Origin of the sequence: Micromonospora sp. NPDC005710, assembly GCF_040630995.1 — a bacterium.
In the GTDB taxonomy this organism is placed as follows: domain Bacteria; phylum Actinomycetota; class Actinomycetes; order Mycobacteriales; family Micromonosporaceae; genus Micromonospora.
The window spans coordinates 195175-215280 of sequence record NZ_JBEXYP010000002.1; the positions used below are offsets into that span (position 1 = coordinate 195175).

Annotated in this window: 18 protein-coding genes, 1 pseudogene and 1 riboswitch; of the genes and pseudogenes, 10 read left to right on the plus strand and 9 right to left on the minus strand. The window is 71.7% G+C overall.

The genetic code is table 11. The features are described from left to right. Positions 1-166 precede the first annotated feature (166 nt). Both ABZ406_RS03225 and ABZ406_RS03230 read right to left on the minus strand, forming a co-directional pair. Entirely contained in the window at positions 167-1315 is a 1149-nt protein-coding gene (locus tag ABZ406_RS03225; protein ID WP_357755692.1) for a hypothetical protein, read from the minus strand. Positions 1316-1410: 95 nt separating this feature from the next. Continuing rightward, positions 1411-1614 carry a cold-shock protein gene (locus ABZ406_RS03230; RefSeq protein ID WP_357755694.1) on the minus strand — a complete coding sequence of 68 codons (204 nt, stop codon included), beginning with the start codon at positions 1612-1614 and terminating at the stop codon, positions 1411-1413. A 316-nt stretch (positions 1615-1930) separates the two neighbouring features. Here ABZ406_RS03230 and ABZ406_RS03235 point away from each other — a divergent pair, with 316 nt between their 5' ends. Then, entirely contained in the window at positions 1931-2461 is a 531-nt protein-coding gene (locus ABZ406_RS03235; protein ID WP_357755696.1) for a GNAT family N-acetyltransferase, read from the plus strand. Positions 2462-2541: 80 nt separating this feature from the next. Here ABZ406_RS03235 and paaN read toward each other — a convergent pair whose 3' ends face one another. The 4 genes from paaN to ABZ406_RS03255 all read right to left on the minus strand — a co-directional run bounded on the left by paaN (position 2542) and on the right by ABZ406_RS03255 (position 8001). Next, on the minus strand, positions 2542-4215 hold the full coding sequence (paaN, locus tag ABZ406_RS03240) for a phenylacetic acid degradation protein PaaN (protein ID WP_357755698.1): 1674 nt from the start codon (positions 4213-4215) through the stop codon (positions 2542-2544). A 50-nt stretch (positions 4216-4265) separates the two neighbouring features. Further along, complete coding sequence (locus ABZ406_RS03245) at positions 4266-5285, minus strand: GNAT family N-acetyltransferase (RefSeq protein ID WP_357755700.1); 1020 nt, start codon at positions 5283-5285, stop codon at positions 4266-4268. A 252-nt stretch (positions 5286-5537) separates the two neighbouring features. Further along, a complete protein-coding gene (thrC, locus tag ABZ406_RS03250; protein ID WP_357755701.1) occupies positions 5538-6824 on the minus strand; it encodes a threonine synthase in 1287 nt (428 codons plus the stop codon). Between the two features lie 10 nt (positions 6825-6834). Then, a riboswitch (SAM riboswitch) is annotated at positions 6835-6970 on the minus strand. Between the two features lie 68 nt (positions 6971-7038). Continuing rightward, entirely contained in the window at positions 7039-8001 is a 963-nt protein-coding gene (locus ABZ406_RS03255; protein ID WP_357755703.1) for a DMT family transporter, read from the minus strand. Between the two features lie 91 nt (positions 8002-8092). Between ABZ406_RS03255 and ABZ406_RS03260 the strand changes: the two genes are divergently transcribed. After that, on the plus strand, positions 8093-8398 hold the full coding sequence (locus ABZ406_RS03260) for a metalloregulator ArsR/SmtB family transcription factor (protein ID WP_357755704.1): 306 nt from the start codon (positions 8093-8095) through the stop codon (positions 8396-8398). Positions 8399-8566: 168 nt separating this feature from the next. Here the strand turns inward: ABZ406_RS03260 and ABZ406_RS03265 are convergent, their stop codons facing one another. Then, the gene (locus ABZ406_RS03265; protein ID WP_357755913.1) at positions 8567-8914 is read right to left on the minus strand and encodes a GntR family transcriptional regulator; all 348 of its coding nucleotides are present in this window, start codon (positions 8912-8914) and stop codon (positions 8567-8569) included. Positions 8915-8919: 5 nt separating this feature from the next. Here ABZ406_RS03265 and ABZ406_RS03270 point away from each other — a divergent pair. Next, positions 8920-9129 (plus strand): annotated as a pseudogene (locus ABZ406_RS03270) (hypothetical protein); the annotation flags it as partial. A gap of 244 nt (positions 9130-9373) precedes the next feature. Then, a complete protein-coding gene (locus ABZ406_RS03275) occupies positions 9374-9982 on the plus strand; it encodes a DUF4232 domain-containing protein (RefSeq protein WP_357755707.1) in 609 nt (202 codons plus the stop codon). On the opposite strand, the gene ABZ406_RS03280 is transcribed toward ABZ406_RS03275, so the two are convergent. Next, entirely contained in the window at positions 9972-10838 is an 867-nt protein-coding gene (locus tag ABZ406_RS03280; RefSeq protein ID WP_357755709.1) for an ABC transporter permease subunit, read from the minus strand. The genes ABZ406_RS03275 and ABZ406_RS03280 overlap by 11 nt on opposite strands. Beyond that, complete coding sequence (locus tag ABZ406_RS03285; protein ID WP_357755711.1) at positions 10838-13702, minus strand: alpha/beta fold hydrolase; 2865 nt, start codon at positions 13700-13702, stop codon at positions 10838-10840. Before ABZ406_RS03285 ends, ABZ406_RS03280 begins: the two co-directional genes overlap by 1 nt. A gap of 373 nt (positions 13703-14075) precedes the next feature. Between ABZ406_RS03285 and ABZ406_RS03290 the strand changes: the two genes are divergently transcribed. The 6 genes from ABZ406_RS03290 to ABZ406_RS03315 are packed head-to-tail and all read left to right on the plus strand — an operon-like array spanning position 14076 to position 20080. Then, entirely contained in the window at positions 14076-15254 is a 1179-nt protein-coding gene (locus ABZ406_RS03290) for a hypothetical protein (RefSeq protein ID WP_357755713.1), read from the plus strand. Next, positions 15241-17859 carry a nitrate- and nitrite sensing domain-containing protein gene (locus tag ABZ406_RS03295; protein WP_357755715.1) on the plus strand — a complete coding sequence of 873 codons (2619 nt, stop codon included), beginning with the start codon at positions 15241-15243 and terminating at the stop codon, positions 17857-17859. Before ABZ406_RS03290 ends, ABZ406_RS03295 begins: the two co-directional genes overlap by 14 nt. Beyond that, positions 17856-18329 carry a roadblock/LC7 domain-containing protein gene (locus ABZ406_RS03300; RefSeq protein WP_357755716.1) on the plus strand — a complete coding sequence of 158 codons (474 nt, stop codon included), beginning with the start codon at positions 17856-17858 and terminating at the stop codon, positions 18327-18329. Before ABZ406_RS03295 ends, ABZ406_RS03300 begins: the two co-directional genes overlap by 4 nt. After that, positions 18326-18808: a DUF742 domain-containing protein gene (locus ABZ406_RS03305; RefSeq protein ID WP_357755717.1), complete on the plus strand. Its 483-nt coding sequence runs from the start codon at positions 18326-18328 to the stop codon at positions 18806-18808. Before ABZ406_RS03300 ends, ABZ406_RS03305 begins: the two co-directional genes overlap by 4 nt. Further along, on the plus strand, positions 18786-19541 hold the full coding sequence (locus ABZ406_RS03310; protein WP_357755718.1) for an ATP/GTP-binding protein: 756 nt from the start codon (positions 18786-18788) through the stop codon (positions 19539-19541). Before ABZ406_RS03305 ends, ABZ406_RS03310 begins: the two co-directional genes overlap by 23 nt. A 38-nt stretch (positions 19542-19579) precedes the next feature. After that, the gene (locus tag ABZ406_RS03315) at positions 19580-20080 is read left to right on the plus strand and encodes a hypothetical protein (protein WP_357755719.1); all 501 of its coding nucleotides are present in this window, start codon (positions 19580-19582) and stop codon (positions 20078-20080) included. The last annotated feature ends 26 nt before the right edge of the window (positions 20081-20106 follow it).

Here is a 20106-nt window from a genome sequence, read left to right on the forward strand (position 1 = left end):
CTTCGGCCGGGCCGGATAGCCCGCGACGACCGGCCATGTGCCGCCCCGGTGTCTCCACACCGGCGCAACCTGGCCCCACCGTCCCGACCGCTGGCACTCACGGTATGCGAGTGCCAATGACTTGTTTAGCACTCTCCCCTGCCGAGTGCAAGCACGATGCCGCCGCTCAGCCGAGTTCCGCGGCCAGCACGGAGGTGTTCACCGGCGCCTCATGAGCGCGCTGCTCGGCGTATGTCAGCACCAGACCGATCAGCTGGGCGAGATGAGCCGGCAGGGCCAGCACGGCGGTGATCCCGATCACGACCACCGCTCCGACCGCCGTACCTGGCGACGCGAACGGATCCGTACCGAACGCGGAGGTGCCCACCCCCTCCAGGGAACTGGAGACCACACTGACGACGATCACCGCCAGGGCGACCAGTGCCACCCGACCGAGCAGCAGGCCGAGCCGGTCGTGGAACATCCGGAACGACCGACCGATCGGGTTCTGGCGTTCGAAGAGATAGACCGGGCCGGCCATGCTCAACGCGAAGGCCAGGTAGATGCCCGGCAGCACGCAGAAACAGACACCGACGCCGATGATCAGGCTGACCAGCAGGGTCCAGCCCCACAGCCCGAGCGCCCGACGAAGGCCGTAGCGCAGCGCCGACTCCAGGCTGGCCGGTTGACCGGCCGCCTGCCGGGTGATCACCCAGGTGCCGGCGGCCCACCCGACGGACTGCACCAACCCGATCACCAGGCTGCCGCCGACGAGCACGACCAGGAGGCTCAGCACCTCGGTGGCGAAGTTGTCAGGCAGCACGGGGTTCGGATTCGACTCGGCCTGCGCGGCCCAGTTAGCCGACGGGTCCACCCCGAGGGCGATCACCGAGAGCACCGCCGCCGGCAGCACCTGGGTGAGCAGCATGATCGGCACCAACTGCCGCCAGCCTCGACGCAGCGCTCCCCCGCACCTGTTGAACCAGCCGCCGACGCCGGCACCGGGCGGCGTGATCAGGGCGTCGTTCGGGTCGAACCCGTAACCCGGCGGGTACCAGCCGACCGGCGGCCCCGGATACCACGGCTGCCCGCCGTAGGGACCCGCCCCGGGCGGGTAACCCCCGGTCGGCGGAAACACCCAGCCCGGCTGTGGGGCGGCACCCCCGGCACCCGGCGCGGGATCCCAGCCGGGCGGCGGACCTGCCTGACCGGACGGAGGCGGGCCCGGCCCCCAGCCGGGCGGCGGACCGGGCTGGCCGGGGCCGCCGACGGGCGAGGACGGGTCCGGCTCCCCCGGCCCGGGGGACGGAGGGGGCGGGGGTGGCTGGTCGTTCATGAACGCTCCTCAGCATCGGCTGGAACGGTTCACGATCTTCCCGGCTACACGCCCCTGCCGCAGCCCCGACTCACCGGGCCGATCAGCCAGGAAGCTCAGCCGATGACGCGTACGTGCTCTGCCTGGGGGCCCTTCTGACCCTGGGCGACCTCGAACTCGACCCGCTGACCGTCGTCCAGCGCCTTGTAACCGTCCATCTCGATGGCGGAGAAGTGGACGAAGACGTCCTGACCGCCGTCGACGGCGATGAAGCCGTAGCCCTTCTCGGCGTTGAACCACTTCACGCTGCCCTGTGCCACGGTGCACTTCCCTCACTCTGCGCGGTGTTACCTGACCCGGCGCACGGCGCGGCCGGGCGCCCCGATCACCGCCCCAGCGATCGATGACCGCCATTGAAACAGGTGACGGAAATCGCACGCTACACGAGCTACGACGGCCACGCACGGCCACAAATCGGACACACTCCGGGGCGCTGCCGACACACCGATCGGCCCGGGTGCCCACTGCACCGGATTCGTGAGCGTCATTGCGAATTGACCAACGGCCGCGAGGTGCCCGCGCGGCGGCGGCAATCGGGCACAGCTCACGAAGATCCGCTGTGGTAGGCATGCTGACATGACCACCGACATGGGCTCGTCGGGCTCGCGGCTCGCGGAGATCCGCCGGGTCCGACCGGAAGACGCCGCCCGGACGCGGGCGCTGCGCCTGGAAATGCTCGCCGACGCGCCGTTGGCCTTCCTGGAGACCCTGGCGGACGCGGCGGCCCGACCCCACAACGAGTACGCGGCCCGGATCGCGTACACCTCGGCCGGGTCCCGCAACGCCCAGTTCATCGCCGACCCCGGCGGCCGGCTGGTCGGGCACGCCGGTGGCACCAGCACCCCGGACGAACCCGGGCTCACCGTGATCTACGCCGTGTACGTCACGCCGACCTGGCGCGGCAGTGGACTGCTCGGCGAACTGATCGACGGAGTGGCCGCCTGGTCGCAAGCCTGCGGCCGACCGGAACTGCTGCTGGAGGTGGTCGTCGGCAACGACCGCGCCTACCGCGCCTACCAACGGCTGGGCTTCAAGGACACCGGCGTACGGGTCCCCCACCCCACCATCCCAGCCCTAACCGAGCTACAAATGCGCCGCCCAGCCTGACCCGGTCCGGTGATCAAGAGGTTTGCGTCAGAAACGGCGCTGACGTTGACGCAAACCTCTTGATCACCGAGAGCAGTTGATCAGACGTGTCGCCGAGACTGCACGATCCGGAACCGGTTGGCCACGTACGCGCCGTCGGTCAGGGCCGAGTTGGCCGCCGCGTTGGCTCCGCTGCCGTGGAAGTCGGAGAACGCCGCCGACTGGTTGACGAAGACACCGCCGGTGAGGTTGCAGGACAGGTGCACCCCGACCTCCACCGCCACCGCCTCGACGGCGTCCAGCACCGCCTCGTCGGTCGAGTAGACCCCGGCGGTGAGCGCGCCCTTCTCGCCGACAGTGCGGCGCAGCAACTCCAGGCTGTGGGCTGTGGAGTCGGTGGCGATGGCGAACGAGATCGGCCCGAACCACTCCCGGCCGTACGTTTCCGTGTCGTCCGCGGTCAGCTTGACGATCGTCGGGGTACGCACCACGGCGTCGGCGTACGACGGGTGGGCGACGGTGCGCGACTCCAGCACCGGCTCGCCGACCTTCGTCACCTCGGCCAGCCGCTCCAGCACCCCGTCGTTGACGATGGCGCCGGTCAACTCCACGCCCCGGGCCGGGTCGGCGGTGAGCTTGCCGACGGCGGCGGCGATCCCGCCCGCCACCTCGTCGAAGCTCTTGTGCCCCTGGTCGGTCTCGATGCCTCCGGCCGGGATGAGGATGTTCTGCGAGGTGGTGCACATCTGCCCGCTGTAGAGGGTCAGCGTGAACCCGAGGTTGCGGCACAGGCCGGCGAAGTCGTCGGTGGAATCGATGACGACTGTGTTGAGGCCGGCCTTCTCGGTGTAGACGGATGCCTGCCGGGCGTGCGTCTCCAGCCAGTCGCCGTACTCGGTGGAGCCGGTGAAGTCGACGATCTTGACAGAGCGGTGCAGGGCCAGGTCACTGGCCAGCTTCTCACCTGGCGCCTCGGCCGCCAGCATGATCAGGTTCGGGTCGAACCCGGCCTCGGTGAGCACCTCCCGGGCGTACTTCACGGTGATGGCCAGCGGCAGCACCGCGCGCGGGTGCGGCTTGACGATCACCGGGTTGCCGGTGACGAGCGAGGCGAACAGCCCGGGGTACGAGTTCCAGGTCGGGAAGGTGTTGCAGCCGATCACCAGCGCCACCCCGCGCGGCACCACGTGGAACGTCTTGGTCATCCGCAGCGGGTCACCCTTGCCGGCGGCCTTCTCCCAGCCGGCCGTGCCCGGGTGCCGGGTCATCTCGGCGTACGCGTACGCGAGCGCTTCCAGTGCCCGGTCCAGCGCGTGCGCGCCACCGGCCTGGAAGGCCATCACGAACGCCTGCCCGCTGGTGAACTGCACAGCGTTGGCCAGCTCGAAGATGTGCTTGTGCAGCCGGTCGAGGATCTCCAGGCAGACACCGACCCGGGCCTGCGGGCCGGCGTCGCGCCACGCCGGCAGCGCGGCGGAGGCGGCGCTGACCAGCTCGCCGGGGCCGGCGTGCGGGTACCGCACCGCCAGCTCCACGCCGAACGGGCTCGTCTCGGTGGCGACTGGCTCGCCGCTGCCGGGCTGGTCGAGCGGAAAATCACCACCGAGGTACGCCTCGAAGGCGGCCTTACCGTCGGCGGCGGCGGTCTCGCCGTACACCCGAGGGCTGGGGGATTCGGGATAGGCGGACCAGTAGCCCCGCTCCGTGATCGCGGTCAGCGCACGGTTGAGGGTGTCGGCGTGCCTGTCGTACAGGGGATGCGGGGTCTCCGTCATGCCCGCCATCATGCCTGAGCCAAGTCCGCGAGCAGTAGCGCCGATACCTGTCAGAGGGTGAGCTGCCAGTCCGTCCAGGAGTCCACCGGGCGGAAGCCGAGCTGCTCGTTGATCGCCACCATGTAGCTGTTGCTGGCGGCGTTGATGGTGTCGATGCTCCGCACCCCCGGCTCGTGGGTCAGCAGGTGGTGCAGGTTCTCCGCCTTGGCGATGAGGCCGAGCCGGCGCCCACGGTGGGCAGGGTCGACGATGGTGATCTGCTGGAACGCGTGCCAGTCGGCGGAGGCGCTCACCTCCAGCAGCGTCCAGGCGACCAGCCGACCGGATGCCTCGTGTCGCATCCCGAGGTGGTATCGCCGCCGGCCCCTGGCCTCCGAAGCCCGATCGGTTCCACGGATGCGCTCGGCGTCCACCTGCTCCGGCTCCCACTGCACGTCGCCCAGGGGCGCGTCCATCATCAGCCGGCCGTCCAGGTAGGCGATATCCGTCAGATACTCCTGCGGGGTGGCACCCTGCCAGCAGACCGACCGGTAGCCCTCGGCTCGGGGCTGGGCCTCGGCGAGCGCCGCCCGGAGTGCGATCCGGTCGATCTCGGCGACGTCGAGCCGGCGACGCACCTCGACCAACGCGGCTTGAGCACCGGTCGAGGCGGCGAACGCGTCACCTGCCACGCTTCGGGCCGGGCCGTCGGGCAGCGCGGAGACGGTCAGTGCCACGACCCGCTTGCGGCCGTGCTCGCGCAGCAGGCGCACTCCGTACTCGTGCAGTGCCCGGCCGACGCCCCGGCGCCGCAGCTCGGGGTGCACCTTCAGCTCGGCGTTGGCATTGTCGGTGTTGTCGAGCTGCGGTAGGTCCAGCTGAAGATAGCCGGCCGGCACGCCGTCCAGTCGGGCCAGCGCCCAGAGCGTCTGGGTGCCGGGCATCGGTGTGTGGAACAACGCGTCGAACCGCCGCCGGCAGAAGGGCGGCAGATCCGGCAGATCGACGCCGTTGACGGCCGATCCGATCCGGTACGCCTCGTCGACCGAAGCTTGGTCGGCGCCGTCGAACGACGCGATCGTGATGCTCATGCCGCTGAGGGTGCACCCGGACAAAGCGATCGGGCCAGCGATTAATCGCTGGCCCGATCGAACGTGGTCGGGAGGAGCACTCGCACAACGCCTCCGGCGTTGGGTCGTAAGAACTTCAAAAGTCTTCGGCGAAATGCCCTCCCGCACGGAGCATCTTGCGCCGTCCGGTTCCTGCCGTCAAGTCCGTAGCGGCGGGTTTTCCACACTCACAGCGAAAACCCAGTTACCGAGTGATCCACTCGGCAGTCCGGCTCAGCCGAGGAGGCCGGCGTCGCGGGCGGCGCGCAGCGAGGGCTTGATGTGATGGGTCGGACCGACCTGCCCGGCCACCGCGTCGATGGTTTTCAGGCCCTCGCCGGTGTTGAAGACGACAGTTTCGGCGGTCGGGTCGAGCCGACCGGACTCGACAAGCTTGCGCAGCACGGCGACCGTCACGCCGCCTGCGGTCTCGGCGAAGACCCCTGTGGTGCGGGCCAGGTCGCGGATGCCCGCCCGGATCTCGTCGTCGTCGGCGTACTCCATCCAGCCGCCGGTGCGGCGGACCGCCTCCAGGGCGTAGAGGCCGGCTGCCGGGTCGCCGATGTTCAGCGACTTGGCGATGCCGGTCGGCTTGACCGGGATGATCGTGTCGGTGTCCGCGTGCAGCGCGGTGGCGATCGGGTTGCAGCCGGCGGACTGCGCGCCGAAGACCTTCCAACCGCCGGCCGGCGCCTCGACCAGGCCGATCTCCACCAGCTCCGAGAACGCCTTGTCAATCTTGGTGAGCAGCTCACCACTGGCCATCGGGATGACCACCTGTGCGGGGATCCGCCAGCCGAGCTGCTCGGCCACCTCGTAGCCGAGGGTCTTGGAGCCCTCCGCGTAGTACGGCCGGACGTTCACGTTGACGAAGGCGGTGTCCTCGAACTCGTCGGTCTCCACCAGTTCGCCGCAGAGCCGGTTGACGTCGTCGTACGAGCCGTCGATGGCGACCAGTTCGCCGCCGTAGACGGCGGTGGTGATGACCTTGCCCTGCTCCAGGTCGCTGGGGATGAAGACCACCGAGGGCACCCCGGCGCGGGCGGCGTGCGCGGCGACCGAGTTGGCCAGGTTGCCTGTCGACGCGCAGGCGAACCGGCTGAAGCCGAGCGCCTTCGCGGCGGTGAGCGCCACCGAGACGACCCGGTCCTTGAACGAGTGGGTGGGGTTGGCGCTGTCGTCCTTGACCCAGAGCGGCGCGGTGATGCCCAGCTCGGCGGCGAGGTGCGGGGCCGCGACGAGCGGGGTCAGCCCCGGGTCGAGGGTGACCCGGGTGGCCGGGTCCTGACCGGCGGGGAGCAGCGCGGCGTACCGCCAGATGTTGTCCGGCCCGGCCTCGATCTGCTCACGGGTCACGGTGGCCAGCGCGGCGGTGTCGTAGTCGACTTCCAGCGGGCCGAAACACTCGTAACAGGCGTGCTGGGCGGCGAGCGGGTACCGGGCCGAACAGGCACGGCAGACCAGGGCGCGGGCCGGGCTGGCGGAGGTGTCAATGCCGGAGCTGACGAGCGTCGACGTCATGTCGAGATCCCTCTCATCTTTCCCCGCATCGCACGGTGCGGCGGGGACGGAATTGGCACCTGCCCCGCGGGTCGCTCAGCGGTGAGCGCGCGGGGTGGTTGCCGGGGCGTCGTCGGGCCGTATCCCTCAGCCCCTCTGGATGAGGTATTCAGTTGTGCCGCCGAGTCTAGGACAACGCTGTCGACGGTTGCTACCGCTGATCCCAGGTAGTGGGTCAGCGAGCACTCACCGCCACCGGTTCGGTCACCGCGACCGGGTCCGTCACCGCTGTCGGCCGGGGCAGCGACGCGGTTCGGGGCCGTGCGGCGAGGTTCGCGGCGATCAGGGCGGCGATCGTGATGGCGGCCCCGACCAGTTCGACGGGCTCCGGCCGGTAGCCGCGGGCGATCTGCACCGCGAAGGTGGTCACCGGGACGAGGTTCATGAACAGCGCGGCGTTCGCGGCACCGAGTCGCTGCACACCGGTGTTCCAGGCGAGGACCGCGATCACGGCACCCACCAGCACGGCGTACGTCAACTGCGGCGCGACCGCCACGAGGTCGGCGGCGGCCGGCGCGTGCTGCCAGCCGACGGCGTCGGCGCCGATGCTCAGCGCGAGCATGGCGGCGGTGCCGGCGAGCGCGGTCAGTGTGGTGAAGCGCAGCGGGGACCACTCGCCGAAACGGCTCGCACCGTGGGTGTAGATGCCCCACCCCAGCACCGCACCGATCATCATCAGCCCGCCGAGGCCGAACTGGCCGAGCCCGGCCAGGCTGCCGCGCGTGATCACCAAACCGACTCCGAGGAGCGCCACCAGGGAGAGGGCCAGCAGGAGCGGCTTCGGGCGTACGCCGTCGCGGGCCCAGCGGACCAGCTGGGTGATCACCGGGGTGGTGGCCACGAAAAGGGAGATCTGTTGTGGGGCGGCGTGTTCGAGCGCCAGGTTGGTGAGCAGGTTGAAGCCCGCGAAGCCGACCACTCCGAGCACCACCACCTCCAGCGCCCGGCCTCCGTGCCGCAGCGCGCCGGCACCCTCGCGGAGCAGCAGGATGGCGACCAGGACGACGGCGGCCAGCAGGTACCGCGCGGTGGTCAGGTTGAGCGGGTCGACCCGGTTGAGCGCGCTGGCCAGGATCGGGAACATCACGCCCCAGCCGAGCACTGCGACAAGTGGGTACGCGGTGGCGCGGGATCGCATCGGCAACTCCAATGTTCGAGTATCGTCGAACCAACGACACCGACAGTAGGGCGTTGTTCGATAGTTGTCGAACAAGGGTTACACTGGTCACATGGAGCCGCACGAACCCGACCTGACCGCCGTACCGGTCACCAGCGTCCTGGCCGCACTCGCCGACGACGTGCGGCTACAGATCGTTCGGGCACTCGCCGAGGGCGGCGAGGCCGCCTGCGGCAGCTTCGACTTCGGCGTCTCCAAGGCGACCCGTAGCCACCACCTCAAGGTGCTGCGCGAGGCGGGCCTCACCCGCACCCGGGCCGCCGGCACCAGCCGACTGGTCCGGCTCCGCCGGGACGAGCTGGACACGCTCTACCCCGGCCTGCTGGACGCGGTCCTCACCGAGCACCCGCCGGCCTGAGCGTCCCACCCCACCGGCCGTGGTCCGCAGGTGCGCCGCCCAGCGCAACGGGCGGTGCGTCGGTGTCGGCTCGACGGGCGGTGCGTCGGTGTCGGCTCGACGGGCGGCGCGTCGGTGTCGGCGGGCTGGTGGAACCCACTACTTGCGCGCGCTTTGGAGCTGACTCGTTTACGACATCAGCCGAGAGCCGCCGGTCGGCCGCCGAAGCCGCCTCGTTGAAGCCCCCAGGCGTGGGGCGGCCGGCACACCGAAGGACGACCGGAAGCACCGGCACAAGCCCGGAGAGTCCAGCAAGCTCACGCTTGCGCAGCAGCGAGCGAACGGGATTACTCCGAAACGAAGACGCCGAGCCCTTGGTGGGCCGTACAACTCGCCGGTCTCGATCAAGATAGTGATGGCCTGCCGGACTGTCGACTGACTGCCTACGTTGTAGAGCTCCGCCATGTCCTTGGTCGAGGGCAGCTTGTGGCCAGGCGGCCATTCGCCCGCGGCGATACGCCTTCTGATGTCGGCGATGCGACTCGCTCTGCCACGTCAGCACCATCGACTTCGGCGAGACTACGCTGAGCGAAGAGGACCGTCAGTTCTTGCGTACCCGGGTCTGGTGCGATCACCGCCTCCCCGGCGGTGCCCGCTGCAGCCTGCGGGTCGACCACCCCGGCGAGTTGTGCAGAGCCGTCCCAGCAGCCGTAAGAACATGCTCGGATGAGCACCGGGAGTCTCCGTCGTAGCGTGCCAGGCCAGGAGCCGCAAGCGACCGATCCTGCCGCCGAGCTGATCCTCTACCGGGCCGACGACGGCGGGTCCGCTCCGGCGAGCGATGTCGCAAACGATTCAGCTCCAAAGGGGCGCCAGGAGACGTTGCCTACCTGTTCGTATGGCAGCGCGGCGAGAGCCGGCGAGGCCGGGGCCGGGGCCAAAGCCGGGGCCGGGGCGGGGCGGTGATGCGCCACCCAGATGGGCGAGGATCAACGGATGATCTCCCACCACACGGCGACGCGGCGACGCGTCGGCGCGACGGTCGCGATGGCTCTCGTTCTCGGTGGCTGCACTCGCGACGAGCACCGGGGCCAGGGCGGGGACCCGAGCGGACCGCCGCCCGCCGCATCGTTGCCAGAAGCAGGCCCGTCCGCGAGCACCGAGCCGCCCGCGGCGTGCCCGGCCACCGGCGTACGGATCCGGTCGACCGGCGGGGACGCCGCGATGGGCCTTCGCGCCCTTGACCTCGAGCTGGTCAACTGCGGCGAGCGCCCCTACCAGCTCAACGGGTACCCGGTGCTGCACGTCTTCGACGAAGCGCACGAGCCGGTCATGCTGCGGATGGTGAACGGCGCCAGGGAGATCACCTCCGGCTTCGACCAACCGCCCCGGAAGGTCACCCTTGCCCAGGGCGAGCGGGCCACCGCCGTGGTGTTGTGGTGCAACCTGGTCACCGACTCGACCGTGGTGGCCACGAACGGCGAGTTCCTGACTGTGGCACCCGCCGCCGGGCAGCCGGCCGAGGACGTCGACCCGGACGGGCCGATCGACCTCGGCAACACCGGCCGGATCGGCGTCAGCGCCTGGAAGAAGGCTACGACGTGATGTCCTTGCGGGTGAAGCGCCAGAACGCCAACCCCCAGAACAGCGTTGCGTAGCTGATCGCCGAGATGCAGCCGCGCACCACGTCGTCGGTCTGCACCGGAGTCGACAGCAGACCCAGCCAGGCGGTGCTGAAGTGGGTGGGCAGGAAGTCGCGCAGCCCGCCCAGGGCGGTGATCTGGTCCAGGATGCTGGACAGGATCCAGAGCAGAACCGCACCACCGACAGCGCCCAGTGCGGCGTCCGTGATCACCGACAGCAGGAACGCCAGACCGGCCACCACCAGCAGGACGACAGCCAGGTAGCCCAGCACGGCCAGCAACCGCAGCAACCCCTCGGTGGGTTCCAGCTCGGCGGCGACGGTGCTGCGCAGCGGCGACCAGCCGTAGCGCAGGGTGCCGGCCAGCAACGCGGTGCCGGCCAACAGCAACAGGGCCAGTCCCGAGTACGCGAGCGCGACGACGAGCTTCACCGTCAGCAACCGCGCCCGGGGCACCGGGATGGCCAGCAGATACCGCAGGCTGCCCCAGCTCGCCTCGCTGGCCACCGTGTCGCCGCAGAACAGCGCGACGACCACCACCAGCAGGAACGACGCCGACACGAAGATCGAGAACAGGGTGAAGTTGAGCCCGCCGGAGGTGGCCAGGTCGACCAGGCTGGCGAACTCGTTGTTGCCGTTGTCGTCGTCGCCACCGGAGTTGAACTGGAAGGCGATCAGGATGATCAGCGGCAGCAGCACCATGAACCCGAGCGCCAGCTGGGTCCGCCGCCGGGACGCCTGCCGACGGAACTCCGCCCCGAACGGCATGGTGGCCGACGGCCGATAACCGCTGGCCTCACCCGCATCGACAACAGCCATCACCGGTCACCGCTTCCCCGAGAGTTCTCGCCCACCAGGGCGAGGAACGCGTCCTCCAGGCGCCGCCGAGGCACCACCCGGTCCACCCCGATGCCGGCGCGCACCAGCTCCGCCACCACCTCGCTGCGGGCCGTGCCGTTGGTGTCGACCACCAGTTGGCCGTCGCTCTCCGGCAACACCCGGACCCCGTCGAGTCGGTCCAGCACCGCCCGCGCGGCCACCGGGTCGGTGACGTCGAAGAGCACGCTCGGCGACTCGCCGACGATTTCCTCCACCGGCCCGGACGCCACGATCCGGCCCTTGTTCACCACCACCGCGTGCGTGCACGTCTGCTCCACCTCGGCCAGCAGGTGGCTGGAGACCAGCACCGCCCGGCCGTCAGTGGCGTACCGCTGGAGCACCCGGCGCATCTCGGCGATCTGCGGCGGGTCGAGCCCGTCGGTCGGCTCGTCCAACACCAGCAGTTCGGGGAGGCCGAGCATGGCCTGGGCGATGGCGAGACGTTGGCGCATCCCGTGGCTGTAGTTCTTGATCTTCCGGTGCACCGAGTCACCCAGCCCGGCGATCTCCAGGGCCGCGTCGAACTGCGCGTCCTCCCACGGCCGGCCGGTGGCCCGCCAGTACGCCTTCAGGTTGTCCAGCCCGGACAGGTGCGGCAGGAAGCCCGGCCCCTCCACGAGGGCCCCGATCCGGGACAGCACCGGTGAGCCGGGCACCAGCCGACGGCCGAAGACGTAGATCTCCCCGGCGGTCGGCTGGGTCAGCCCCATCAGCACCCGCAGGGTGGTGGTCTTGCCGGCACCGTTCGGCCCGAGCAGACCCACGACCTGACCGGGGTGCACCTCGAAGTCCACGTTCGACACCGCGACGAAGCCGTCCGCGTACTCCTTGCGCAGCGCGCGCACTGCCAGCGGGGTGTCCGCGTACTCCGGATGAACCGACCGGTCCTGGCGGCGGTGCCGCCGGCGGACCAGGCCGACGACCACGACGAGCCCGATCACGATGGCGGCGAGCAGGCCGGCGAGAACCCAGCGCCAGACCGTGGCGGCGGTGGGGATCGGCTCGCCGGCGACGGTGGGAAGGCTAAGCGCGCCGTCCGCGGCGACCGTGTAGACGGTCGGCGCGGCGGGCGTGGTGTACGCCTGGTCGGAGGTGGCCACGACCAGCCGCAGCCGGTGCCCGGCCTCCACCCGGCGGACGATCCCGGGCAGCGTCACGGTGACCGGGCGGGCGTCCTGCACCCGCTGCGGTAGGCCGGTGAGCCGGATCGGGGCGACCAGGCCGTTCGGCAGGGTTGCCGCGCCGTCCTTGTCGACGTCGTAGAGCTTGACGAAGAGCACCGCCTCGCCGGTCGGCGACGCGGCCCGCACTGTGACTGTCGGCGCACCGGCCACGTCGACCGCCTCGGTCAGCGGGGTCGACTCGAACTGGGCGTGCTGGCCGGGCACGTCACCGGCCACACCGTCCAGCAGCGAGGCGAGCCCGCCCGCGAACGGGATCGAGGAGATGGCGGCCGGGTTGCCGTTCGGCGGGTTGGCGATCGGCTGCGCCGGGCCGGCGACAGTCACCTCCCGACGGGCGTTGCCGGTCAGGCCCGGGTAGTCGGCGCGGCGGAACCCGGTGGCGACGAGACCCCTGTCGAGCGCGTCGAAGCCGGCGATCCGCGACCAGGTGAAGTCGTCGCCGGGTGCGTCGCCCTCACCCCTCACGTAGTGGTCGAGCCACTGGACGGTCAGGAACTTCACCCGGTCGGAGTCCGAGCGGGGTCCACTGCCGCCGTCGTGCCCGCCGGTGAACCAGGCGACCCGGAGCGGGGTGCCGGTGGCGGCGATGCCGCGTGCGTTCGCGTCCGCCTCACCGAGCGGGAAGAGGGTGTCCGCCTCGCCCTGCACCAGCAGGGTGGGGGCCTTGATCCGGTCCAGCGTTCCCGCCGGGCTGGACCGGCGCAGCAGGTCCACGGCCGCCTGGTCGGCGCGCCCGGTGGTGGCGATCCGCAGGTACGCGGCGCACACATCGGCGGCGAACCGACCGCAGGACGGGTCGGCGGCCCCGGCCGGGGCACCCCCGGGGCCGGTGCCAGGGCCGGCACCCGGGCCGGGGCTGGGCGGCCCGGCCGACGCCGGAGCTCCCTGGGGCTGGGCCGCGGTCCCGCCGGAGAGCCCGGCCGGGCCGGAGCCCACGTTGCCGCCCCCGCCGAAGAACAGGCCGGCCCAGCCCTTCTTGAACACGCCCTCGGTGGGCGCGGCCCCGGTGCTCTCCGGCAGGAAGGCGCGGGACAGGTCGTTCCAAGTGATCATGGGCACGATCGCGTCGACCCGACGGTCCTGGGCGGCCAGCAGCAACGCCAACCCACCGCCGTAGGAGCCGCCGACCACACCGACCTTCGGATCACCGGCGGCGTCGGTGCGCACCTCCGGCCGAGCGGCCAGCCAGTCCAGCAGCCGCTCCGCGTCTCGTACCTCGTAGTCCGGGTTGTCCAGGTGGATCTCACCGCCGCTGCGGCCGAACCCCCGCGCGGTCCAGGTGAGCACCGCGTAGCCCCGCCCGGCGAACTCCTCCGCGTCCGACCGCACCGACTCCTTCGTGCCGCCGAACCCGTGCGCCAGCAGCACCGCCGGCACCTTCCGACCGGACGAGGCGTCGTCCGGCAGGTAGAAGGTGGTGTCCAGGCTCACCGGTTGGTCGCCGGACGGTCCGGAGCGGACGGTGAGCATCGCGCTCTCGGTGCGTACGCCCGATCCCTGTGGCCACACCGCCCAGGTCACGGCGGCGGCCAGCAGCACGACGACGACCGCCGCGGCGGTCGCGCGGCAGCGGGTGGGCAGGGCACGCCGGAACCACGCGGCCGGCGACGGCGATGTCATGCGGCACACGGTACGGCCCGCAGCCTGAGCGTTGGCTGAGATCCGCCGTACGTCCGTCCGGTTACCCCGATCGGTGCCAAGGAGGGTGCGAGCGCGCAACGTCCAGCGCGGCACAGCGAGTTGACTTCGGATCCCGTGAATTCCGATCTTTCGTGGATATCCACCTCGATCCCTCCATGTCACACCCACAGCCGACACGGAGCGTGCCGGCAACGCGGACAAATGGTGACATGGCTCGAAGTGACGCGAACCTGACTCGCTGAGTGAGGTCTGACCAGGCGGGGGTTCGATTAGTTTTCCGGTCCGGTGGACGGGACTTTGTCGGCTGGCTCGACGCCGCGCCCATCCGCGCTCCACGCCGGAGGAGAAACACATGTCAGTCCCCGCGCCGCGGGCCCGTCGACGGCCGTCCACGCTGGGCCGACTGCTGCCCCTGCTGCTCATCGGAGCACTCGTGGCACCGTTGGGCCTGCTCGTCACGTCGAACTGGCGGCAGGTCACCGCCGACCGGGACCTCGCCGCCCGGGAACGGCTCGGCGTGCAGTACCTCGCCGCCCTGGCGGCGGTCACCGACGCCCTCGTGGAGGCCCAGTCCAACGCGGTCAACGGCCGTCCCGTCGCCCGGGAAGCGTTGAACGGGGCCGTCGAGGAAGCCGCAGCGGTCGACGCCCGGATCGGCAAGGAGCTACTCAGCCAGGAACGCTGGGCCGGCGTACGGGCCAAGCTGGAGGCGCTGCGCGGCCGGAGCGCCGCCGACCCCGAGGCCGCCTACACCGCGTACGGCGAGGTCTCCGACCTGCTGCTTGCCCTGCACCGCAAGGTCCGGGAAAGCTCCGGGCTGGTCCGCGACCCGGAGGCCGACTCGTTCTTCCTTCAGGACAGCGTCGGCCAGGAACTGCCCGAGGCGGTGGTCGGCGCCGGCCGCCTCGCCGATTTGGGCACGCTGGTCTCCCGCCGGCCGGCCGCCGAGCAACCACGCGGCCTGATGGAGCTGACCGGCCTGCGGGTGTCCGCGTTGACCCCCGCCGGCGACCTCGTCGACAACCTGCGCTCGGCCGTGGACGGTTCGGAGAGCACCGATCTGGGTGCCAACGTGCTGACCCCGCTGGACACCTACCAGCGTTCGGTGGAGGCTCTCGCCGCGTACTCGCTGCCGGGCAAGGACACCGGTGTGGTCAACCCGGGCCAGTTGAGTGCCGCCGCGCTCAACGCGCACCGCTCGGCCCGCCAACTCCAACCGGTCATCCTCAACGAGCTGGACTCGCTGCTCGTCGAGCGCATCGATCGGCTCGACCGGAACCGGTGGCTGACCGTCGGGGCGGCGGTCGCCGCCGTCCTGTTGCTGGGCTGGCTCGCCGCGTTGCTCGTCACCGCCGGCCGCCGGACCCAGCGGCGGACGGCCCAGTCCGCCACCCCCGTGGACAGCCCGGACACCCCACCGCACCGCGACCCCTGGCAACCGCCCGTCGACGAACCGCGTGCGTTGCAGCCGGTCGGCTCCGCCCACGACCCGGAGATCGCACAGTGGGGGGCATTCGATGCTGCTCGGTAGGCTCCGGATCCGCGGCAAGCTCGCGCTGCTCGTGGTGATCCCACTGCTCAGCATGGTCGGCCTCGCCGTGCCGGTCATGCTCGACCGGGTCGCCGCGGCGCAGCGGGCCGGCGACACCGCCGAACGGGTCCGGCTCGCCAGCCGGGTCGGCAGCCTGGTCCAGGACCTTCAGCAGGAACGCATCCTCTCCGTCGGCTTCCTGCTCGGCCGGGTCGACCGCAGCGAGCTGGTCCTCAAGTCCGCCGACGTGGACGACCGGGTGGCCGACCTCCGGGCGGCGCGCAGCGACGCGCTGACCGACCAGGTCGACCGCGCCCTCGACCGGGTGGCCAGCCTCATCGACCTGCGGACGGCGGTGCTGGCCAGGGCCGCCAACCCGGGTCAGGTGATGGACACGTTCGGCCCGATCAACAAGGGGATCATCGAGTCCCTGCGGCTGGTGGTCGGGGTGGACACCGACACGTTGCCGGGCCGGCAGGTGCTCGCCCTCGACGGGCTGCTCCGTGCCGACGAGGGCCTGGGCGCGTGCGCCACCCTGAGCCTGCTGGTCAAGGCCATCGGCACCCCGGACACCACAGCCGGGTACGTGGCGTGCATCGCCGCGCTCGTGGTCGACAACTCGCGCTTCCGCAGCCTCATCACACCTGAGCAGCTCACCGTGGCCCAGCTCAACGACGCCGCCGTGGCCGCCCGTACCAGCCCCGACTTCCTGGTCCGGAGCGCCCGTGATCCGGCCGCCGCGGTTCGCGACGTGCCGTTGGAGGCGCTCTTCCCGGCCGTCCGCACGATGATCCGGCTCGGTCAGTTCGTCGAGAAGAAGCTGGTCGCCGACGTGCTCGCCGAGGTGACCGCCGAGCAGAAGCGGGCGCTCACCGCCGCGTACCTGGTCGGTGCCGTGACGGCGTTGATCCTGACGCTCGTGGTGCTGCTCAGCGTGGCGGTGGCGCGGACGGTGGCCCGACCGCTGACCCGACTGACCCGTTCGGCCGACCGGGTCGCCCGGGTCGCCGAGGCGGAGCTGGTCCGGGTCACCGACGACGAGTCGGAGAAAGCTCAGTCGGTCCGGCTGGAGCCGGTGGACATCCGTGCCCAGGACGAGATCGGCGACCTGGCGCGGGCCTTCGACCGGGTGCAGAACACCGCCGCGCAGTTGGTCGAGCGGCAGGTCGCCGGCCGGCGCAACGTGGCCCAGATGTTCGGCCACGTCGGGCGTCGTACCCAGAATCTGGTGGGTCGACAGATCGCGCTCATCGACCGGCTGGAGCAGCAGGAGGCCGACCCCGGCCGCCTGGAGCACCTGTACCGGCTCGACCACATCTCCAGCCGGTTGCGACGCAACGCCGGCAGCCTCGTGGTGCTCTCCGGGTCGGCCGGCGCCGACGCGCACACCGCGCCGGTGCCGCTGGCCGACGTGGTCCGGTTGGCCCTCGGCGAGATCGAGGACTACACCCGGGTGGAGGTGCAGGTGCCGGCGGGCGTCTCGGCCGCGCCGGCGGTCGTCGGTGACCTCGTCCTGGCACTGGCCGAGCTCATGGAGAACGCCACAGTCTTCTCGCCGCCGCACACGCGGGTGCTGGTGTCCGCCGAGACGGCCGGCGTCGGCGCGCGGATCACCGTGGTGGACCACGGCATCGGCATGAGCGAGCAACGGCTGGCCGAGGAGAACGCCCGGTTCACCCGCCGGGAGCGGCTCGACCTGGCGCCGACCGAGGTGCTCGGTCTCTTCGTGGTGGGCCGGTTGGCCCGTCGGCACGGCTGGGAGGTCGCCCTGGCCGCCACCGGCGGCGGTGGGGTGACCGCACAGCTGGAGATCCCGTCGACGTCGCTGGTGCTGCGCCGCGCCGACCGCGCCGGGTCCGCCGTGGCCCGCGCCGCGGTGCCGGCCCGGGATCGGCGTACGACGCCGACGCCCACCCCCGAGCCGGACGCGCAGCCCCGCGCGGTGGCCGTCGCCGCGCCGGCCCGCTTCGACTCGGACCTGCTCAGCCGCGCCACCCGCAGCCTGGGCGCCGGCCCGTCGTGGAACGCGTTCGGTCAGGCTCAGCCGGAGCAGGCCGCTCCCGAACCGCCGAGCCCGGAACCGGCTGACAAGCCGGCCGGGTCGCGGGTGCGGCAGCGGGTGCCTGGGGCTTCGCTGCACGCCGCCGCCCCCACGACCCGGCCGGTGGACGCCACCGGCGCGGACCCCGCCGCCGCTCGCGCGCTGGTCGAGGCTTTCCAGGCCGGGGTACGCCGCGCCGAACTGCACGTGGCACCGGGCCTCACCGGTGGGTCGACGCGGACGGCCGGCGATCCGTCGGCCGGCGCCGGGGCGGCCATAATGGATCCCGGCACGACCGTCGACCTGCCCAGCACCCCGGGAGGCGCCGGCCCCACGGTGCCGCGCGGTGGCGGCTCACCCGATGCCGCACCGGGCCGGCCCCGGCTGAGCCGACGGGTGCCGGGGGCGAACCTCACCGCCATCCCGGCCTGCCAACCGCTGAGCACCCACCTCGGCGACCCGGCCGAGGTCCGCGACCTCATCAACGAGTTCGAGGCGGGCGTCGCCCGCGCCCTCCGCGACGTCAGCCCCGACCACCGGAACGAAGAAGGATCATCACGGTGACCAGCCCCTTCCTGCACGAAAACGTCGACCAGAGCCAGCCCAGCGCCACTGGGGACCTCAGCCCGGAGGCCCGTACGTTCAACTGGCTGCTGGACTCCTTCACCTCCAGCACGGCAGGGGTCCTGGAGGCGATCGCGGTCTCCTCGGACGGCCTGCTGATGGCCATGTCGGCGATCAAGGACCGGTCCAACGCGGAGCGGTTGGCCGCCGTGGTGTCCGGGATGACGAGCCTCGCCGGTGGGGCTGCCAGCTGGTACGCGCTCGGCGGCTTGAACCGGGTGATCGTCGACATGGCCGACGGCTATCTGTTGATCAGCGCGATCAGCAGCGGTTCCGTGCTCGGGGTGGTCGCCGACCGTTCGGCGAACCTGGGCACCGTCGCGTACGAGATGACGCTCTTCGCCGGGCGGGCCGGTGGCGCCCTGACTCCGCGACTGATCGTCGAATTGAAGAACGCCGTTCAGCAGTGAGCCCCGACGTCGCCGGCGACGATCCGGATCCGGACCCCAGGGTTCGGATCCGCCCGTACCTGCGCACGCCACCCCCGCCCGGGGAGGGCACGGCGGCGACACCGGCCCTGCCGGAGCCGGATCGGGGCCAACCGGCCGGGCCCCGTCCGTTCGTGCTCACCTCGGGGCGGGTGGCGGGCGCCGACCCGGCGATCGGGCTGGAGACCCAGGTGACCGCCCGCATGGACAGCGGCTGGTGGGCCGGCCCACCAGGCGCCCTGTTGGCAACGGAACTTCAGACGATCATCGCGCTCTGCGCCGAGCCGATCTCGGTCGCCGAGATCTCGGCCCGCGCCCGGCTGCACTTCGGCGTGACCCGGGTGCTGGTCGGCGACCTCCGCGCCGCCGGGCACCTGGACGTGCACGTCACCGACACCGACGACGCTGTCGACCCCGATCTCATCCTGCGAGTGATTGATGGACTCCGTGCGATCTCCTGAATGGCCGGTCGCCCCGCTCGGCGGGGTCGCCGCGAACAGCGCCGCCGCCCGTTACGGCATGTCCCCGGGCACCGGGCCGATAGTCGGGCGGGCCGGCCCGCCGCCCACCGCGCCGCCGCCGTACCGGCCCCCGTCCGGCGCCGGGTCGGGAGCACCGAGCGGTAAGCCGGCCGCTCCGCCGATTCCGGTCAAGATCCTGGTGGCGGGTGGGTTCGGGGTGGGCAAGACCACCACGGTGGGTGCGATCTCCGAGATCGCACCCCTGACCACCGAGGCCGAGATGACCACCGCCGGCATCGGCGTGGACGACCCGGGTGCCCGGTCCACCAAGACCACCACCACTGTGGCGATGGACTTCGGCTGCGTGACGATCGACCGCAGCCTGAAGCTCTACCTGTTCGGCACGCCGGGGCAGACCCGCTTCGGCTTCATGTGGGACGACCTGGCCCGGGGGGCGCTCGGCGCTCTCGTGGTGGTGGACAGCGCACGGTTGGACGACTGTTTCCCGGCCGTCGACTTCTTCGAGCGGGCCGGGTTGCCGTTCGTCGTCGGGGTCAACGCCTTCGACGGCCGGTTGGCCCTGGAACTCGGCGAGATCCGCTGGGCGCTGGCGATCGGCGATCACGTTCCTCTGGTGCAATTCGACGCCCGCGACCGGCTCTCGGTGCGGGACGCCCTACTGGTCGTCCTGGACCGCGCGCTGGACCGCGCCACCCGGGACAGGAGGGCCTGAGCCGACCAGCTCCGGCCATGGCGGGAAGAGGTGATCTGGTGAGGGGCGACCTGGACGAGACGCTGGCCCGGCTGGCCCGACGTGTGGAGGCGTCGCGCCGTCGGACCGCCGACCGTGACGACGTCACCGCGCCGTCGGGCCCACCCGGCCTCGGCGGTGACCCCCGCATCGCCCGGTCGGGCCGGCACGCCGGGGTGGAGACGCCGAACGACGTGCCCGGGTGGGGGCCCGTCGAGGAGGTGGCCGAGGCGATCCGCCAGGTCGTCGGGGCGTACCCAGGGCTGGCGGTGACGGTGCAGGTGGAGCACGCCGGGCAGACGTACCCGATGCGGGTCTCCTGGGACGGGCCTGGTGTCGCGGTCGGGCCGGTGCCCCCGCCGGCCCCACCGGAACCCCCGCCGGCCTGGCCGCTCTCCGGTCGGACGGTGCCCGCGTGGGCTCCCGGACCGGAAGGGGTGAGCCCGGACCCGGCGGCCCGGTTGGCCGAGCTGATCCGGCGCGACCCGACGTTGTTGGACGAGCTGGATCCGCGGCGCTGACCGACGGGGGTGGCCACCGGCGGCTA

What these genes read in the sequence shown, in the direction of transcription:
- ABZ406_RS03225 (WP_357755692.1), bottom strand. Translation starts at nt 1,315, where the DNA reads ATGAACGACCAGCCACCCCCGCCCCCTCCGTCCCCCGGGCCGGGGGAG.
- ABZ406_RS03235 (WP_357755696.1), top strand. Translation starts at nt 1,931, where the DNA reads ATGACCACCGACATGGGCTCGTCGGGCTCGCGGCTCGCGGAGATCCGC.
- paaN (WP_357755698.1), bottom strand. Translation starts at nt 4,215, where the DNA reads ATGACGGAGACCCCGCATCCCCTGTACGACAGGCACGCCGACACCCTC.
- ABZ406_RS03245 (WP_357755700.1), bottom strand. Translation starts at nt 5,285, where the DNA reads ATGAGCATCACGATCGCGTCGTTCGACGGCGCCGACCAAGCTTCGGTC.
- thrC (WP_357755701.1), bottom strand. Translation starts at nt 6,824, where the DNA reads ATGACGTCGACGCTCGTCAGCTCCGGCATTGACACCTCCGCCAGCCCG.
- ABZ406_RS03255 (WP_357755703.1), bottom strand. Translation starts at nt 8,001, where the DNA reads ATGCGATCCCGCGCCACCGCGTACCCACTTGTCGCAGTGCTCGGCTGG.
- ABZ406_RS03260 (WP_357755704.1), top strand. Translation starts at nt 8,093, where the DNA reads ATGGAGCCGCACGAACCCGACCTGACCGCCGTACCGGTCACCAGCGTC.
- ABZ406_RS03275 (WP_357755707.1), top strand. Translation starts at nt 9,374, where the DNA reads ATGATCTCCCACCACACGGCGACGCGGCGACGCGTCGGCGCGACGGTC.
- ABZ406_RS03280 (WP_357755709.1), bottom strand. Translation starts at nt 10,838, where the DNA reads ATGGCTGTTGTCGATGCGGGTGAGGCCAGCGGTTATCGGCCGTCGGCC.
- ABZ406_RS03285 (WP_357755711.1), bottom strand. Translation starts at nt 13,702, where the DNA reads ATGACATCGCCGTCGCCGGCCGCGTGGTTCCGGCGTGCCCTGCCCACC.
- ABZ406_RS03290 (WP_357755713.1), top strand. Translation starts at nt 14,076, where the DNA reads ATGTCAGTCCCCGCGCCGCGGGCCCGTCGACGGCCGTCCACGCTGGGC.
- ABZ406_RS03295 (WP_357755715.1), top strand. Translation starts at nt 15,241, where the DNA reads ATGCTGCTCGGTAGGCTCCGGATCCGCGGCAAGCTCGCGCTGCTCGTG.
- ABZ406_RS03310 (WP_357755718.1), top strand. Translation starts at nt 18,786, where the DNA reads ATGGACTCCGTGCGATCTCCTGAATGGCCGGTCGCCCCGCTCGGCGGG.